General features: G+C 70.0%; 14 protein-coding genes. 8 read left to right on the top strand and 6 right to left on the bottom strand.

From position 1 onward, the window contains the following. Positions 1-221 precede the first annotated feature (221 nt). The 5 genes from ABIE67_RS29850 (at position 222) to ABIE67_RS29830 (ending at position 5,073) form a co-directional block, all read left to right on the top strand. On the top strand, positions 222-1,115 hold the full coding sequence (locus ABIE67_RS29850) for an SPFH domain-containing protein (protein WP_370269091.1): 894 nt from the start codon (positions 222-224) through the stop codon (positions 1,113-1,115). Continuing rightward, positions 1,112-1,366 (top strand): hypothetical protein, encoded by a 255-nt coding sequence (locus ABIE67_RS29845; RefSeq protein WP_370264306.1) that lies wholly within the window; start codon positions 1,112-1,114, stop codon positions 1,364-1,366. The genes ABIE67_RS29850 and ABIE67_RS29845 overlap by 4 nt, the downstream gene beginning before the upstream one ends. A 163-nt stretch (positions 1,367-1,529) precedes the next feature. Further along, positions 1,530-2,054 carry a PadR family transcriptional regulator gene (locus tag ABIE67_RS29840; RefSeq protein WP_370264301.1) on the top strand — a complete coding sequence of 175 codons (525 nt, stop codon included), beginning with the start codon at positions 1,530-1,532 and terminating at the stop codon, positions 2,052-2,054. Beyond that, a complete protein-coding gene (locus tag ABIE67_RS29835) occupies positions 2,051-2,740 on the top strand; it encodes an ABC transporter ATP-binding protein (RefSeq protein WP_370264297.1) in 690 nt (229 codons plus the stop codon). Before ABIE67_RS29840 ends, ABIE67_RS29835 begins: the two co-directional genes overlap by 4 nt. Next, positions 2,737-5,073, top strand: coding sequence for an ABC transporter permease (locus ABIE67_RS29830; RefSeq protein ID WP_370264292.1), 2,337 nt, complete (start codon positions 2,737-2,739; stop codon positions 5,071-5,073). Before ABIE67_RS29835 ends, ABIE67_RS29830 begins: the two co-directional genes overlap by 4 nt. 84 nt (positions 5,074-5,157) lie before the next feature. On the opposite strand, the gene ABIE67_RS29825 is transcribed toward ABIE67_RS29830, so the two are convergent. Then, positions 5,158-6,105: a LysR substrate-binding domain-containing protein gene (locus ABIE67_RS29825; protein WP_370264287.1), complete on the bottom strand. Its 948-nt coding sequence runs from the start codon at positions 6,103-6,105 to the stop codon at positions 5,158-5,160. A gap of 135 nt (positions 6,106-6,240) precedes the next feature. On the opposite strand from ABIE67_RS29825, the gene ABIE67_RS29820 reads away from it, so the two are divergent. Together ABIE67_RS29820 and ABIE67_RS29815 are read left to right on the top strand one after the other, a co-directional pair. Beyond that, positions 6,241-6,795, top strand: coding sequence for a peroxiredoxin (locus ABIE67_RS29820; RefSeq protein ID WP_370264283.1), 555 nt, complete (start codon positions 6,241-6,243; stop codon positions 6,793-6,795). 5 nt (positions 6,796-6,800) lie between these two features. Then, on the top strand, positions 6,801-7,334 hold the full coding sequence (locus ABIE67_RS29815) for an alkyl hydroperoxide reductase (protein WP_370264279.1): 534 nt from the start codon (positions 6,801-6,803) through the stop codon (positions 7,332-7,334). Positions 7,335-7,387: 53 nt separating this feature from the next. Here ABIE67_RS29815 and ABIE67_RS29810 read toward each other — a convergent pair whose 3' ends face one another. The 4 genes from ABIE67_RS29810 to ABIE67_RS29795 form a co-directional block, all read right to left on the bottom strand. Next, positions 7,388-8,770 carry an AI-2E family transporter gene (locus tag ABIE67_RS29810; protein ID WP_370264275.1) on the bottom strand — a complete coding sequence of 461 codons (1,383 nt, stop codon included), beginning with the start codon at positions 8,768-8,770 and terminating at the stop codon, positions 7,388-7,390. A gap of 247 nt (positions 8,771-9,017) precedes the next feature. After that, positions 9,018-9,722 (bottom strand): transglycosylase SLT domain-containing protein, encoded by a 705-nt coding sequence (locus ABIE67_RS29805; protein ID WP_370264271.1) that lies wholly within the window; start codon positions 9,720-9,722, stop codon positions 9,018-9,020. A gap of 400 nt (positions 9,723-10,122) precedes the next feature. Next, positions 10,123-11,448 carry a PhoH family protein gene (locus ABIE67_RS29800; RefSeq protein ID WP_370264266.1) on the bottom strand — a complete coding sequence of 442 codons (1,326 nt, stop codon included), beginning with the start codon at positions 11,446-11,448 and terminating at the stop codon, positions 10,123-10,125. 326 nt (positions 11,449-11,774) lie between these two features. Beyond that, on the bottom strand, positions 11,775-12,548 hold the full coding sequence (locus ABIE67_RS29795; RefSeq protein WP_370264262.1) for an isoprenyl transferase: 774 nt from the start codon (positions 12,546-12,548) through the stop codon (positions 11,775-11,777). A gap of 791 nt (positions 12,549-13,339) precedes the next feature. Between ABIE67_RS29795 and ABIE67_RS29790 the strand changes: the two genes are divergently transcribed. Then, positions 13,340-14,512: a winged helix DNA-binding domain-containing protein gene (locus ABIE67_RS29790; protein ID WP_370264257.1), complete on the top strand. Its 1,173-nt coding sequence runs from the start codon at positions 13,340-13,342 to the stop codon at positions 14,510-14,512. A gap of 19 nt (positions 14,513-14,531) precedes the next feature. Here ABIE67_RS29790 and ABIE67_RS29785 read toward each other — a convergent pair whose 3' ends face one another. Continuing rightward, positions 14,532-15,332, bottom strand: a complete 801-nt coding sequence (locus tag ABIE67_RS29785) for a class I SAM-dependent methyltransferase (RefSeq protein WP_370264253.1) — start codon at positions 15,330-15,332, stop codon at positions 14,532-14,534. Positions 15,333-15,473 lie beyond the last annotated feature (141 nt).

Here is a 15,473-nt window from a genome sequence, read left to right as displayed (position 1 = left end):
ACCGACGACTGGGGCGTGCGTAGGGTTGCCCAGGCGCGGTAATCTGTTATCACTTAGATAGATCCGGGATTACGGAGACGGGGCGAAGCCGCACGCGGCTTCATGCAGAAACGAACGAAACGGGGGAACCACCCATGTCGAACGACAAGACCGACGCCACATCCCGCACCGCCGCCGCGCCTGACGGGCCGACCGCGACCGACGCACCCGATGTGCCCGAGATGCCGGCACCGCACGTCCGCGAGTTCACCGCGCACAGCATCGGCGGCGGGCTCGCCCTGCTGCTCGGCCTGGTCGGGCTGCTGGCCGGCGCGGGGCTGATCGTCAGCGCCTCGGCGGTCTCCGGGGCCGGCGGCCAGGCGGCGCTGATCGTCACGGGCATCCTGGTCGCGATCGCCGCGATCCTGGCCATGTGCGGGCTGAACATGGTCGCGCCGGGCGAGGCGCGGGTCGTCCAGCTCTTCGGGCGGTACCGCGGGACCATCCGGGAGGACGGGCTGCGCTGGGTGAACCCCTTCACGTCCCGTACGAAGATCTCGACCCGGGTCCGCAACCACGAGACGGCCGTCCTCAAGGTCAACGACGCCTACGGCAACCCGATCGAGCTCGCCGCGGTCGTGGTGTGGAAGGTCGAGGACACCGCGCAGGCCACGTTCGAGGTGGACGACTTCCTGGAGTTCGTCTCCACCCAGACCGAGGCGGCGGTGCGGCACATCGCCATCGAGTACCCCTACGACGCCCATGACGAGAGCGGCCTCTCGCTGCGCGGGAACGCCGAGGAGATCACCGAGAAGCTCGCCGTCGAACTGCACGCGCGCGTGGAGGCGGCCGGGGTGCAGATCATCGAGTCGCGCTTCACGCATCTCGCGTACGCTCCCGAGATCGCCTCCGCGATGCTCCAGCGGCAGCAGGCCGGGGCGGTGGTCGCGGCGCGGCGGCAGATCGTCGACGGGGCCGTGGGCATGGTCGAGGCGGCGCTCGCGCGGATCTCGGAGCAGGGGATCGTGGAACTGGACGAGGAACGGAAGGCTGCGATGGTGTCGAACCTGATGGTGGTGCTGTGCGGCGACAGGTCCCCGCAGCCGGTCCTCAACACCGGGACGCTCTACCAGTGACGGTTCCCTCCGGGGGTTCAGCCCCTCAAGGCCGGCCGCAGCGCAAGCAGGTCCTGCTGCGGCTGGACCCGTCCGTGTACGAGGCGCTCGCGCGGTGGGCGGGCGATGAGCTCCGCTCGGCCAACGCGCAGATCGAGTTCCTGCTGCGGAAGGCTCTGGCGGACGCGGGACGACTGCCGCGCGACCCCGGCCCACTCCCTCGCCGCGGCCGCCCCCCTGGGGGCTCCGCCCCCAGACCCCCATCGGCCTGAACGGCCTCGTCCTCAAACGCTGGACGGGCTGGAAGCGGCTGAGCCGATCGCCGTGTAGCAGAACCGTGACAATGCTCCCCCACCAGCCCCGACACACCCACCGCCATGCTCTCCACACTCGGCGTATACATGCGGCGTATACACCCCGTGTAGAGTCCTGCTCATGTCCATCGGTCACACCCTTCTAGGGCTCCTGGAATCGGGCCCCCGCCACGGCTACGACCTGAAGCGGGCCTTCGATGAGAAGTTCGGTCATGATCGGCCGTTGCACTACGGCCAGGTCTACTCGACGATGTCCCGGCTGTTGAAGAACGGGCTTGTCGAGGTCGACGGGATCGAGCCCGGCGGCGGGCCCGAGCGGAAGCGGTACGCGATCACCGACGCGGGGATCACCGACGTACAGCAGTGGCTCGCGACGCCCGAGAAGCCGGAGCCGTATCTCCAGTCGACCCTCTACACCAAGGTCGTCCTCGCGCTGCTGACCCGGCGTGACGCGGCCGACATCCTCGACACCCAGCGTGCCGAGCACCTGCGGATGATGCGGATCCTCACCGACCGCAAGCGGAGGGGGGACCTGGCCGACCAGCTCATCTGCGACCACGCCCTCTTCCACCTCGAGGCCGACCTGCGCTGGCTGGAACTCACCGCCGCGCGCCTCGACAAGCTGGCCGAGGTGGTGGTCAAGTGACACCTCCTCCCGGTTCCCTGCTCGCGGCCCAGGAGCTGCGCAAGGCTTACGGCCCGACCCTCGCGCTCGACGGGGCCGAGTTCTCCATACATCCCGGTGAGGTCGTCGCCGTGATGGGGCCGTCCGGCTCCGGCAAGTCGACGTTGCTGCACTGCCTCGCCGGGATCGTGCCGCCGGACTCGGGGTCCATCACGTACAACGGGCGCGAGCTGGCCACCATGAACGACGCCCAGCGCAGTGCGCTCAGGCGCTCCGAGTTCGGGTTCGTCTTCCAGTTCGGGCAGCTCGTGCCGGAGTTGACCTGCGTCGAGAACGTCGCCCTCCCGCTGCGGCTCAACGGGACCGGCCGCAAGGAGGCCGAGAAGGCCGCCCTGACCTGGATGGAGCGGCTGGAGGTCGACGACCTGCGCAAGAAGCGGCCCGGTGAGGTCTCCGGCGGTCAGGGGCAGCGCGTCGCCGTCGCCCGCTCGCTGGTCACCAACCCGCGTGTGCTGTTCGCCGACGAGCCGACCGGCGCGCTCGACTCCCTCAACGGCGAGCGCGTGATGGAGCTGCTGACGGAGGCCGCCCGCTCGACCAACGCCGCCGTCGTCCTCGTCACCCACGAGGCGCGGGTGGCCGCCTACTCCGACCGCGAGATCGTCGTACGGGACGGCAGGTCCCGGGACATGGAGCGCGTCGTATGAGCGTGGGTCAGTGGGCCAAGGATCTGGGCATGGGGGTGCGGTTCGCCTTCGCCGGCGGACGTGAGGGCTGGGTCCGGGCCCTGCTGACGGCCGTCGGGGTCGGGCTCGGGGTGGCGCTGCTGCTCCTGACGACCGCGGTCCCCAACATGCAGTCGGTCCGGCACGAGCGGGAGAGTGCCCGCGCCGACATCGACTACAGCTACACGGACCTGAAGAAGTCGGACCACACCCTGGTCGTCGCGGACGTCGACACGGACTTCCGGGACGAGGACATCCGCGGCCGGGCGCTGGAGCCCGAGGGCGCCCGGGCCCCGCTGCCGCCGGGGCTGGAGAAGTTCCCGGCGGTGGGCGAGATGGTCGTCTCCCCCGCGCTGAAGAGGCTGCTGGAGTCGGACGACGCGAAGCTGCTGCGCGAGCGGCTGCCGGAGCGGATCGTCGGGACCATCGGGGAGAGCGGGCTGATCGGCTCGCACGAACTCGCCTTCTTCCGCGGTGGCGACGGCCTCGCGCCGCACATCGACGGCTCCCGGGTCGCCCGTATCGAGCGGTTCGGGGACACCAGCCCGAGCGAGGCGCGGACCGACCCCGTGCTGGTCCTGCTGGTCATCGTCGTCTTCGTGGTGCTGCTGATGCCGGTCGCCGTCTTCATCGCCGCGGCCGTCCGCTTCGGCGGCGAGCGGCGCGACCGCCGGCTCGCGGCGCTGCGGCTGGTCGGCTCCGACAGCCGGATGACCCGGCGGATCGCGGCCGGCGAGGCACTGGCGGGCGCTGTGCTCGGACTGGTCTTCGGTACCGGCTTCTTCCTGCTGGGCCGCCAGATCGCGGGCTCGGTCGAGGTGTTCGACGTCAGCGTCTTCCCGAGCTACCTCAACCCCTCCCCCGCACTGGCCCTGCTCGTCGGCCTCGCGGTCCCGGCGGCGGCCGTACTGGTCACGCTGTTCGCGATGCGCGGGGTGGTGATCGAACCGCTCGGCGTGGTGCGTACGGCGAAGCCCTCGCGGCGCCGGCTGTGGTGGCGGCTGCTGCTGCCGCTGGGTGGCCTCGCGATGCTGTGGCCGATGATCGGCCAGGGCCGCGACCAGGGCACCTTCAACGAGTACCTGGTGATCGGCGGTGTGCTCCTGCTGCTCATCGGCGTGACCACACTGCTGCCGTGGGCCGTCGAGGCGGTGGTCGCCCGGCTCGGCTCGGGCGGTATCGCCTGGCAACTCGCCGTCCGCAGGCTCCAGTTGAGCAGCGGTACCGCTGCCCGCATGGTGAACGGCGTCGCGGTGGCGGTCGCCGGGGCGATCGCGCTGCAGATGCTCTTCGCCGGGGTGGAGAGCGACTACACCAAGCAGTCCCAGTACGACACCGAGCGGGCGCAGATGCAGGTGTCCCTCTCCCGCAACGCCCCACTCGACCCGGCGGTCGCGGAGTTCCGGGACACCAAGGGTGTCCAGCAGGTCTACGCGTACGCCGAGGGCTACCTGGGCGAGCGGCGCAAGGACCCCGACATGGGTATCGAGATGACCGTCGGCGACTGCGCGTCGCTGCGCCAGACGGCGGAGCTCCCCTCCTGCCGGGACGGCGACATCTTCTACGTGTCGAACTCCGAGTACGACGAGGACACCCCGAAGCTGGCGAAGCAGCCGGGCCGGACGTTGTATCTGGACCCGTCGTACGAGGGCGGGCCGCCGCGGCAGGAGATCGCCTGGACCGTGCCGCAGGGCCTGAAGCCGGTCCGCACGCAGGAGGACTTCATGGGTACGCAGCGAGGTGGCTTCCTCGTCACCCCGAAGGCGCTGCCCGCGGCGGCCACGCCGGCGCTGCGGGGGCAGGTGTACCTCAAGCTCGACCGCTCCGTGCCGGACGTGTACGACCGCGTACGGAACGCGTCGACGGCCGCGGACCCGCTGTCCTACCCCATGACCTGGTACTCCACCCAGACGGCCGACCGCTACGGCACCATCCGCACCGGCCTGTTCGTCGGCGCCGTCTGCGTCATGATGCTGATCGGCGCGAGCCTGCTGGTCTCCCAACTGGAGCAGCTGCGCGACCGCAAGAAGCTGCTGTCGTCCCTGGTCGCCTTCGGCACCCGGCGCCGCACCCTGAGCCTCTCGGTCCTGTGGCAGACGGCGATCCCGATCACCCTGGGCCTGCTGCTCTCCTCGGTGGTGGGACTGACACTGGGCGCGGTCCTGCTCCGCATGACCGATACCCCGGTCGTCATGGACTGGCAGAGCATGCTCTCCATGACAGGCGTCGCCGCCGGCATCGTCCTCGGCGTCACACTGCTCAGCCTGCCGCCACTGCTGCGCCTGATGCGGCCCGACGGGCTGCGCACGGAGTAGTCCCGGCTCGAACCTGACCACTGAGCGCAGGCCGTCCGAACCGCACGGGTCCGGATGGCCTGCGGCCCGTCCGCCCGCTCGGCCTCACGCATCCGCGTCCACCACCCGTACCGGCAGCGGGCGCAGGGCCTCGCGGAGGGCGGAGGCCAGTTCCTCGTACTCGGCGCCGCGTGCCGCTGCCGTGCGCATGGCGAGGGCGACGCGGCGGGTGGGGGCCGGGTCGGCGAAGTAGCCGGTGAGGAGCTGGCTGCTGCGGCTGGCCTCCACCTTGAGGGCGGTCCGGGGCAGCAGGGTCACCCCCAGCCCGCCGGCGACCAGTTGGACCAGCGTCGACAGCCCGGCGGCCGTCGTGGTCACCGGAACGTCCTCGCGGCCCGCTTCCCGGCAGATGTCGAGGGCCTGGTCGCGCAGGCAGTGCCCTTCGTCGAGCAGCAGCAGGTTCAGCTCGCGCAGCGCTTCCCGCGGAATGCCCTCGCGGCCGCCGAGCCCGTGGTCGAGCGGGGTGACGAGCACGAAGTCCTCGTCGAAGAGCGGGAGTTCGGCGACACCCGGCACCCCGAGGGGAACCGCGAGCAGCAGCAGGTCCAGGCGGCCGGTGGTGAGTCCGTCGACCAGGCTGGCGGTCTGCTCCTCGTGCACCTGGAGGTCGAGGTGCGGATACCGGTCGTGGACGAGCCGCAGCACGGTGGGCAGGAGGTACGGCGCCACCGTGGGGATCACGCCGAGGCGCAACGCTCCGGTGAACGGCGCCCGGACGGCCTCCGCCTCCTCCATCAGCGCCCCGACCTCCGCCAGCACCGCCTTCGCCCGTACGGCCAGCCGCTCACCGGCCGGCGACAGCAGCACCTTGCGCGTGGTGCGCTCCAGGAGCGTCACTCCGAGTGACTCCTCCAGGGCCGATACGGCACCGGAGAGGGCGGGCTGGCTCATGCCGATCGCGGCGGCGGCGTCCCGGAAGTGGAGATGCTCGGCGACGGCGGCGAAGGCACGCAGCTGGGCGAGGCTGGGCTGTCTCCTCTTACTCACGGTCACTGATAGATCCCTCCGATCAACCCGACCGAGTGTAGCTATTTCCCGTATCAATGCACTCTGTGCCAGGATCGGTAAGGTCCAACCCAAGGGAGACACCTGTACCGAACGGGTGTCTCTTCGCTGCAAGGAGAGCGTGTGCTCACTGTCGGTGACAAGTTCCCCGAGTTCGAACTGACCGCCTGCGTCTCGCTGGAGAAGGGCTCGGAGTTCGAGACGATCAACCACAAGACCTACGAGGGCAAGTGGAAGATCGTCTTCGCGTGGCCGAAGGACTTCACCTTCGTCTGCCCGACCGAGATCGCGGCCTTCGGCAAGCTGAACGAGGAGTTCGCCGACCGCGACGCCCAGGTCCTCGGTTTCTCCGGTGACTCGGAGTTCGTCCACCACGCCTGGCGCAAGGACCACGACGACCTGCGTGACCTGCCGTTCCCGATGATGGCCGACTCCAAGCACGAGTTGATGCGCGACCTCGGCATCGAGGGCGAGGACGGCTTCGCCAAGCGCGCCGTCTTCATCGTCGACCAGAACAACGAGATCCAGTTCTCCATGGTGACCGCCGGCTCCGTCGGCCGTAACCCCAAGGAGGTCCTGCGGGTCCTGGACGCCCTCCAGACGGACGAGCTGTGCCCGTGCAACTGGAGCAAGGGCGAGGACACCCTGGACCCGGTCAAGCTGCTTGCCGGAGAGTGAGTGACATGTCCCTCGATTCCCTCAAGTCCCGCATACCGGACTACGCCAAGGACCTGAAGCTCAACCTGGGCTCGGTCATCGGCAATTCGGACCTCCCGGCGCAGCAGCTGTGGGGCACGGTGCTCGCCACGGCGATCGCCTCGCGCTCCCCGATCGTGCTGCGCGAGCTGGAGCCCGAGGCGAAGGCGAACCTCACGCCGGAGGCGTACAACGCGGCGAAGTCCGCGGCCGCCGTGATGGCGATGAACAACGTCTTCTACCGGACCCGGCACCTGCTCTCCGACCACGAGTACGGCAACCTGCGCGCGGGTCTGCGGATGAACGTCATCGGCAACCCCGGTGTCGACAAGGTCGACTTCGAGCTGTGGTCCTTCGCCGTGTCCGCCATCAACGGCTGCGGCCTGTGCCTCGACTCGCACGAGCAGGTGCTGCGCAAGGCCGGCGTGGACCGCGAGACGGTCCAGGAGGCGTTCAAGATCGCGTCGGTCATCCAGGCGGTCGGCGTCACGCTGGACGCGGAGGCGGTTCTGGCGGAGTAGCGCTGCGTAGAGAAACGCGGGGCCCGTTCACCCTCAGGGTGAACGGGCCCTTGTCATGCCTCCGCCGCCGACGTGTCCTTCTCGGACGGCGGCGGGTCAGCGGCAGCCGCGTCCACCGCCGTCGCCCCCCTCGGCTCGGGCGCGTAGCGACGAGCCGCCTGCTGCGAGTACGCCCGCAGGTACCCCACGATCGTGTTCGACACCGCCACCAGCGGTACGGCCACCACCGCGCCGCCGATCCCCGCCACCATGCCCCCGGCCGCCACCGACAGGACCACCGCCAGCGGGTGGACGCGGACCGCGCGGCCCAGGATGAACGGCTGCAGGACGTGCCCTTCGATCTGCTGCACGGCGAGGACGACCGCGAGGGTCATGACCGCGGTGAACACGCCCTGGGTCACCAGCGCCACGACCACGGCCAGGGCGCCGGAGGCCACCGCGCCGACGAGCGGGATGAAGGAGAACAGGAAGATGAAGACGGCCAGCGGCACGGCCATCGGGACGTCGAGGAAGTAGATGCCGATGCCGATGAAGACGGCGTCGATCAGGGCGACGAGGACCGTGCCGCGTACGTACGCCGTGAGCGTCGCCCACGCGCGCGGGCCGGCGCCGGCGACGCCCGGCCGGGCCGCGGCGGGCACCAGCTTCAGCGTCCACGCCCAGATGCGCTTGCCGTCGTAGAGCAGGAAGAGCGTCGAGAAGGCGGCGAGCAGAATGCCGGTGAGGGCCTCGACGACGACCGTGACGCCTTCCAGACCGGCCGAGGTGATCTCGTCGGTGTTGGCGCCGATCGCCTCGCGGAGGTTCTCGGCGATCTCGTTGATCTGCTTGTCGGTGACGTGGAAGGGGCTGTTGAGCAGCCAGTTGCGCAGCTCGTCGATGCCGTCCTGGACCTGGTCGGAGAGGTTGTCGATGTTCTCCATGACCTGCCAGGTCACGAACCAGCCCATCAGCCCGATGACGACGAACCCGAGGATCGCGGTCAGGGCGGTGGCGAGCCCGTGCGGCACGCCCCGCCGCATCAGCCAGGCCACCGAGGGCTGCATCAGCGCGGTGAGGAGCAGCGCGATGACGAAGGCGAACACGACGAGTTGGACGGCGCTGATGATCCGCATCAGCACCCAGACCGTGCCGGCCAGCACCAGCAGCCGCCAGCCGGCCTCCGCCGCGACCCGTACGCCCCACGGCACGACCTGTGCGGGGTCGGGCCGGGGCGGCGGAGCCGTGGGCGCGTAGTCGGGGGGCCGTGGGACGTGTTCGGCGGCCGACGGCGGGACGTCGGCGGAGGACTCAGTCACGGCGTCGGCATCGGGCTGCCGCACCGGCTGGAGTTCATCGCTCTCCCGTTCCACCGCGGCGCGGCGCTCGTTCAACCGCTCGCTCATCTCGGTCAGTCCGGCGCCGAGCCGACCGAGCCACCCTGGCACTCGCGACATGATCCGCCCTCTTCCCCCGTCTCTCCCCACCACTCCCCCTGGAGTCGTTGCGTCCGACCGTACATGGCGCTGCACGGCGAACCGCGAAAGCCCCTCACCAAAGGACGGTGAGGGGCAACGCAGGGTTGAGAAGCGCCGCCAGGGGCGCGGGGCTGCATCGAATATGCGGCTCCGCCGCGCGGGCGCGACCAGCCACAGCGGAGCAGCAGACAGACGACGGCCTATCGCGGCTCTCCCAGCGGAGCGCCTAGTACCAGTGGTTGGCCTGCCAGAAAGACCACGCGCCGCACGGGCTGTCGTAGCGGTCGTTCATGTAGTTCAGGCCCCACTTGATCTGGGTGGCCGGGTTCGTCTGCCAGTCCGAGCCGACGGACGACATCTTGGAACCGGGCAGGGCCTGGAAGAGTCCGTAGGCCCCCGACGAGGCGTTGACCGCCTGGTAGTTCCAGCTGGACTCGTGGTCCACGATGTTGCTGAAGCACTGGAACTGGTCGCTCGGCACCATGGAGCGCGCCATCTCCTGGATCTGCGCGATGCTGTACGAGCTCTGAATCGGGAAGTCGCCCGCGGAGGACCGGGAGGCCTTCGCCTCGGCCTCTTCGCGCTCCTTGGCTTCCTGCGCGGCCTTCTCGGCCTGTTCCTTCTTCTCGATCGCGGACTGAGCGGCTGCCTTGCGGGCCGCCTCCTCCGCGTCCTTCTTGGCGCTCGCGTCCGCGGCGATGGCCTGAACGCTGGCCTGCGCCGACATGGACTCGATCTGCACCTGGGCCTGCTGGCCCGCGGGTATGTCCGCGAGAAGCGTCGAATCGGCAGCCGTCGCCTCGGCGTCGTTGTTCTGCGCGGTGCTGCCCGAGGCAACGCCGACGACGCTTCCGACAGCGGTGACCGCGGTGGCAGAGGCCACTGCGAATCCCCTGACCGAAATCGGACTCACACGGTTTCCTTCCAGCATCGTCCACTTCGGTGACCCTGGCGGACGCAATCGTGCCCCTGGCGCTGGCCTCCCAACTGCGGGGTCACGGGAGGCTCGGACCCGGTGGGCAACTCCCGCGAGGGAGCGCCGCGTGGTGAACTCGGGCGGCATACGACGACGCTATGGAGTTGGCTCTGGTGTTGCTGTGGTGCCGTACCGCTGGGGGTACAGGTGTGTCGTATGCGGGGCCTGACAGGAGTGAGACTCTGCCGTACCCCGACACCGCAAGGCAATTCTGTGTTGCGTGTGAAAGCTCACACCTCGTTTGTCCCAGGGGTTTTGCGGAAACCCGCACACGCCGAGGCGCCGCCCGGATAGGCTCACTGCCTTTCCGAACGGCGCCAACCAACGAGTAGCTACCGCAAGTTGAGCACTTGGGTCAGATCTGCCCGTCTTCCAGCATTTCGGTCACAAGGGCGGCGATCTGGGACCTCTCGGACCGCGTCAGCGTGACGTGGGCGAAGAGCGGATGCCCCTTCAGCTTCTCCACGACGGCGACTACACCGTCGTAGCGCCCGACCCTGAGGTTGTCCCGCTGGGCCACGTCATGGGTCAGAACGACCCGCGAGTTGGCACCGATTCGGGACAGAACAGTCAGCAGGACATTCCTTTCCAGCGACTGCGCCTCGTCCACGATCACGAACGCGTCATGCAGCGAGCGCCCGCGGATGTGGGTGAGCGGAAGCACCTCCAGCATGCCCCGCGCGGTGACCTCCTCGATGACCTCGCGGCTGGTGACCGCGGACAGCGTGTCGAAGACCGCCTGCGCCCAGGGGCTCATCTTCTCGGCCTCGGAGCCCGGCAGGTAGCCGAGCTCCTGCCCGCCCACCGCGTACAGCGGACGGAAGACCATGACCTTCTTGTGCTGCCGCCGCTCCAGCACGGCTTCGAGTCCCGCGCACAGCGCGAGCGCCGACTTGCCGGTGCCGGCCCGGCCGCCCATGGACATGATTCCGATGTCCGGGTCGAGCAGCAGGTCGAGCGCGATCCGCTGCTCGGCGCTGCGGCCCTTGATGCCGAAGACCTCCCGGTCGCCGCGCACCAGACGGACGTTGCCCTCGGGCGTGATCCGGCCCAGCGCCTTGCCGCGCTCGGAGTGGATCGTCAGCCCGGTGTGCACGGGCATGTCGGAGGCCTCGGGGACGTAGATGTGACCTTCCTCGAAGAGGATGTCCACCTGTTCGCCCGGCAGGGTCAGTTCGGACATTCCGGTCCAGCCGGAGGAGTCCGTGATGGCGAGCTCGGCGCGGTACTCCTCGGCGAGGAGTCCGACGGACGAGGCCTTGATCCTGAGCGGGAGGTCCTTGGACACGACGGTGACGTCGAACCCCTCGGCCTGCAGATTGCGGGCGACCGCGAGGATGCGGGAGTCGTTGTCCCCCAGGCGGTAGCCGGTCGGCAGAACGCTGGGGTCCGAGTGATTGAGCTCGACACGGACGGTGCCGCCGAGGTCCCCGATCGGGATGGGGGCGTCGAGGCGACCGTGCCGGACGCGGAACTCGTCCAGCAGCCGCAGGGCCTGCCGGGCGAAGTAGCCGAGTTCGGGATGGTGCCGCTTGGCCTCCAGCTCCGTCACCACGACGATGGGGAGCACGACCTCGTGCTCGTCGAAGCGGCTCAGGGCGTTCGGGTCGGCCAGCAGGACGCTGGTGTCGAGAACGTAAGTGCGCCTGTCTGGCTTGTGGCGCTTTGTGCTGGTCACCACGGAAGGACGTACCCCCTCGGATGAGGTCGGGGAGCGACGGAGTGGAGCTGGACCGGTCGTCGGCCGCTCTGCACGGGCCGAAAACCGGCCCCCCGCGTCTTCTTCCGTGCCGTGACCGCACGGTGGGGCTGGTGCAAAGGGCCTCCCGGGCGGACGGCCCCGTGCCGTCCGCTGAGATACGACACCCGTGGTTCGGGTGTCGACCTGCTTGCCTTATGCCCTCGAACATGCGCTGCCATGCTTACGCATATGACGGCGCCCTGGGGAACTCCTCGTTACTTCCGCCCCAAATGCGGCACTCATGCCCCCACTCGGCAAGCGGTGTTTCAGCCGCCGTAACGCCGGTGGCGCGCCGCGTAGTCACGCAGGGCGCGCAGGAAGTCCACCTTGCGGAAGGCCGGCCAGAAGACCTCGCAGAAGTAGTACTCGGAGTGGGCCGTCTGCCACAGCATGAATCCGGACAGCCGCTGCTCGCCGCTGGTGCGGATGACGAGGTCGGGGTCGGGCTGGTCGCCGGTGTAGAGGTGGCGCCCGATCAGGTCGACGGTGACGGACTCGGCGAGGTCCTGCATCGAGGTGCCCTTGTCGTGGGCGTCGACGATCATCGAGCGCACGGCGTCGGCGATCTCCTGGCGGCCGCCGTAGCCGATGGCGACGTTGACCAGTATCCCGTCGACGTGCGCGGTGGCTTCCTCGGCCTCCTTGAGGGTGGTCTGCATCCCGGAGGGCAACAGGTCCGGCGTGCCGACGTGGTGCACGCGCCAGCGGCCGTCGGCGGCGAGGGTGCGGACGACGTCTTCGATGATCCCGAGGAGCGGGCCGAGCTCGTCCTGCGGCCGGTCGAAGTTGTCCGTCGACAGCAGCCAGAGGGTGACGACCTCGACGTCCGTCTCGGAGCACCAGCCGAGGAACTCCTCGATCTTCTCGGCACCGGCGCGGTGACCGTGGACGGTGGTCGAGCCGGCGGCCTTCGCCCAGCGCCGGTTGCCGTCCATGATCACGCCGATGTGCTTGGGCACCTGAGCGTGGTCCAGGTGACCTTCCACCCGGCGTGCGTACAGCCTGACCAGCAGGCCGCGCAGCTTGTCGCGCAGGTTCACGTGATTGTCAGCCCCTCCGTACGAATGCGGTCCCCGCGCATGGAGCGTACCGGGGATTGCGGTGGGCGCGTCTTTTGGGGTGCGGGTGGGCTGTCGGCGCCTTGGGTGGGGGTGGCTGGCGCGCGTCGGCGGTTGCGGCGCCTTGGGACGCAGTCATGGTGCGGGCACAAAAAACGGGCCGGTCCGTGGGGGGGAGACGGACCGGCCCGAGGGGGGGTTTCCACCATAACCCTTCGTAAGTGATGCTGCGCGCATCGGCGTGCCACAACTACTCTCCGAAATCACTCGGCGACGGCCCGGTGGCCATGAGAGGGCCTCTTTGTGGCCGATTCATGGCGCGTGCGGGGGCGGATTACCAGGGGAAACGTGCGGGAAGCAGCGGTATGCGGAGGGTTTGCCGCATCTTGCGCCTCACTCGGCGACTTGTCCGCGCTTCCCTCCTCCGGGTGACCCCGACCGCGAACGTCGGCTTGACGGCACACAGGGATTCGTGCGGCGAACGCGGTTTCGACGCGACGCGCGTCCAGCAGGGGCACGGATGAGGGCATGGCACCGCGCAGCCCCCTCCGCCGCGCGGTGCCGCCGCGCAGCTTTGCTTACGCGAATTACCTTGGTCCGAACTTACGTGAGGGGCGAGGGGAATGCGAGTCAGCCTCCATAACAATGTGGAAAAGGTGTGGGTTCCTTGGATGCGCAGGGGCCCGGGTCCCTTGGCGCACGGATACATGGTTTGCACACAGCCGTCGCTCAGCGGACAGTGGCTGACCTATATAGGGCCTACCGTCGTTCCTATGACCGCACACGCGAGCGGGACGATCAGGTGGGACCAGGCGAGTGCGCGGCGGATGGAGCGGCAGTTCCTGTCCCGTCCCGCCGAGCGCGGCACACCGGTGGCCGACGTGGCCGGCGCGATGCTGGGCGCGCACGCGCAGGTGCTGTCCGCGGCCGAGGTGTCGGTCGGTGTGCGGGCCGCCGGGGTGACACGGGCGGAGGTGCGGGCCGCGCTCTGGGACGACCGCTCGCTGGTGAAGACGTTCGGCCCGCGCGGAACCGTGCATCTGCTGCCCGCCGCGGAACTGCCCCTGTGGTGCGGTGCGCTCACCGCGATTCCGACGGGCCCGAGCCCCTTCCCGCCGGATGTCCGGGTGACGGAGGAACAGGCGGGGCAGATCGTGGCGGCGATCGGGGACGCCCTCGACGGGGTGTGCCTGACGGTGGAGGAGCTGGGCGAGGAGGTCGTGGCGCGCACCGGCCCCTGGGCCGGCGACCGGGTGATGCCCGCCTTCCAGGACCTGTGGCCGCGCTGGCGGCAGGTCATGCACCGGGCCGGCCAGTCGGGCGCGCTGTGCTTCGGCCCGAACCGGGGGCGGAAGGTGACGTACACGCGGCCGCCGGAGTTCGACCCGGGACCGGTGCCGGGGAGGGCGGCCCTGCGGGAGCTGGTACGACGGTATCTGCGCGCGTACGGCCCGGCGACCCCTCACCACTTCGCCAAGTGGCTCGCGGCGCCCGCGGGTTGGGCGGTTTCCCTGTTCAGGGAGTCGGCGGAGGCCGATGAGGTCGAGGAGGTCGTGTTCGAGGGAGCGGCGGCCTGGGTGGCGGCGGGTGACACCGCGTTCCCGGGCGGACGGGTGCGGGGCGTGCGGTTGCTGCCGTACTTCGACGCGTACGCCATCACCGCGCAGCCCCGGGAGTCGCTGTTCCCCGGGGAGGCGTACCGGCGGGCGCTGGCGGGCGGCCAGGCGGGGAACTTTCCGGTGCTGTTGGTGGACGGAGTGGTGGCGGGGGTCTGGCATCAGCGGCGCCGGGGACGTCGTACGACGGTGACGGTCGAGCTGATCGGGCGGGGCCTGACGGCGCCGCAGGAGCGGGAGCTGGGCGCGCAGGTGGAGCGGGTGGGGGACGTGCTGGAGGCGAAGGCGGAGCTGGTGCTCGGGAAGGTGACGGTCGGCCCGCACGCGTAGGCGTGGGGGAGGCGGCGGCTCAGGCGTCGGCGGCGGGCTTGCGGGCCTCGAAGAGGTGGCGGGTGCTGTGCGCGACGAAGGGGCCCTCGGCCTCGATCTGCTCGTGCAGGGCGCGCAGTCGGGGCCGGTACGCCTCGACGGTGAAGTCGGGGACCATCCACACGACCTTCCGCAGGAAATGCACCACGGCGGCGATGTCGTGGAACTCCATGCGCAGCCGCTCGGCCCGCAGGTCGACGATCTCGAGCCCGGCCGCCTCGGCGCCGGCGCGCTCGTGGTCGGGGTGACGGGCGCTGCTCTGCTCCTCCGGGAGGGGCCCGAGGAAGTACTCGACGAGTTCGAAGACACTCCGGGGCCCGACATGCTGGGCGAAGTAGCTGCCGCCGGACCTCAGGACACGAGCGATCTCGGCCCAGTGCGGGCTGACCGGGTGCCGGCTGCTGACGAGGTCGAAGGCGCCGTCGGCGAAGGGCAGCGGGGCATCCTCCGGCGAGGCGACGACGGGGACGCCGCGCGGGCGGAGCAGGGCGGTGGCCTTGGCGACGTTCGGCGGCCAGCCCTCGGTGGCGACGGTGAGGGTGGGTGCCTCGGGGGCGGCGCTGCGCAGAGCGAAGTCGAGTACCTCTCCTCCCCCGGTCTGGATGTCCAGGGCGGCGGTGGCACGGGCGAGCCGCTCGGCGAGGGACGCGGCATACCCCCATGACGGCCGGGCTTCGGTGGCCCGCCCCTCGAACCAGGAGAAGTCCCAGCCCTCGGTGGGCACGGCGGCGCCTTCGGCGACGAGGTCCTCGAAGGTACGGGTGTGCTGCGGCCCCTTCATACGGTGATCTTCTCAGGGTGCTGTCGGTGGGCGCCGCTGGTTTTCCGCGGCGGTGGCGGCGTCGGGGAGAACGAGCGGGATGTGCGCGTCGGAGCCGTGACGGACAGAGTTCGAGGTGCCGGGGCGCGTAGGTCGTCGCGC

Source organism: Streptomyces sp. V4I8 (assembly GCF_041261225.1).
Lineage (GTDB): Bacteria > Actinomycetota > Actinomycetes > Streptomycetales > Streptomycetaceae > Streptomyces.
The sequence above is the reverse complement of the archived record's forward strand: the minus strand, read 5'-3'. Positions and strand labels throughout refer to the sequence as shown.

Bases quoted from the DNA above. Each gene is read 5' to 3' on its own strand.
- ABIE67_RS29790 (WP_370264257.1), top strand. From the start codon at position 13,340: ATGACCGCACACGCGAGCGGGACGATCAGGTGGGACCAGGCGAGTGCG.
- ABIE67_RS29850 (WP_370269091.1), top strand. From the start codon at position 222: ATGCCGGCACCGCACGTCCGCGAGTTCACCGCGCACAGCATCGGCGGC.
- ABIE67_RS29815 (WP_370264279.1), top strand. From the start codon at position 6,801: ATGTCCCTCGATTCCCTCAAGTCCCGCATACCGGACTACGCCAAGGAC.
- ABIE67_RS29805 (WP_370264271.1), bottom strand. From the start codon at position 9,722: ATGCTGGAAGGAAACCGTGTGAGTCCGATTTCGGTCAGGGGATTCGCA.
- ABIE67_RS29840 (WP_370264301.1), top strand. From the start codon at position 1,530: ATGTCCATCGGTCACACCCTTCTAGGGCTCCTGGAATCGGGCCCCCGC.
- ABIE67_RS29785 (WP_370264253.1), bottom strand. From the start codon at position 15,332: ATGAAGGGGCCGCAGCACACCCGTACCTTCGAGGACCTCGTCGCCGAA.
- ABIE67_RS29830 (WP_370264292.1), top strand. From the start codon at position 2,737: ATGAGCGTGGGTCAGTGGGCCAAGGATCTGGGCATGGGGGTGCGGTTC.
- ABIE67_RS29810 (WP_370264275.1), bottom strand. From the start codon at position 8,770: ATGTCGCGAGTGCCAGGGTGGCTCGGTCGGCTCGGCGCCGGACTGACC.